The organism is Atopobium deltae (assembly GCF_001552785.1).
In the GTDB taxonomy this organism is placed as follows: Bacteria; Actinomycetota; Coriobacteriia; order Coriobacteriales; family Atopobiaceae; genus Atopobium; species Atopobium deltae.
This window is the reverse complement of record NZ_KQ959503.1, coordinates 1-883: the sequence shown is the minus strand read 5'-3', so window position 1 is coordinate 883 and position 883 is coordinate 1. Positions and strand designations below refer to the sequence as shown.

At 41.1% G+C, this 883-nt stretch carries 1 protein-coding gene; it reads right to left on the bottom strand.

Annotation, left to right across the window (positions count from 1 at the left end; translation table 11 throughout):
* Positions 1-883 (bottom strand): hypothetical protein (locus HMPREF3192_RS06935; protein WP_066305679.1); only part of this gene is annotated, 883 nt, incomplete at both ends.

The following is an 883-nucleotide window of genomic DNA, read 5'->3' as shown; positions in this document are numbered from 1 at the left end:
GCTATAAAGTTCGGAATATAGAGGTGCATTTGTCTTTAAACCATCACCTACATCCAAGCGCCAGTGATCAACGGTGTTGCCTTCAACAATGTGATCAAAGTAAAACTTGTAATAGCCAGGTTGAGTTTCGAGTTGCTTATCTAAAAGGGTTATATCATCAATAAGCTGAGACGTGAGAACCTTTCCCGTCATGTTTGGCGCTTTTGCATCACATTCATTAAACTCAACGACCCAAAAATCTTGAGGGTTGTATTGTGCAATATTAGATCCTGCCAGATTAAGCATATCCAGATTGATGTGCTCTTTAATGCGGTGGATGGTGTCACCATCGTAGGTGTAGCCATCAAGATAATGTGCTAGCCCAATAATTTCATCCGCACTTAATAACACCTCAGACGGGGCTTCTTCTAGGTAGCCATATCTGCCAAGGATAAAACCTTCTCTTTGAAGAAAGTCTTTGCCGAAACCCGACCAATCAAAATAGCTGGAAGCACCAGCATCGCTAAGTTCTTGTTTTAAAAGTGGGTCAAAAAGATCTCGGGCTACGGCTTCATATGCTTTTTCTTCCGATGGAAAACCGTATGTAGTGGGAAGCACATTATAGCTATTAAGCGCTGGGTCTAACACAGCACTTGCAAGCTCTTCCATGGTGGTAGGAACTACATCGAGCTTTGCTGCGCAATCAAGATAGTCTCTTAATATATTTTCATCATAATGAGAGTTATTAATAATGGTTTGCAGCGCATCTGCAACATCTCTCATCGCATCATCAAAAAGATAACCTAATACACTTACACTCATTTTATTTAACCTTCCTGTGGGGGTGGCGTGAGCAAGAACACGGCTTTTTCTTGCCTTCTTTGCTCCAAAAAAACTTTTACTA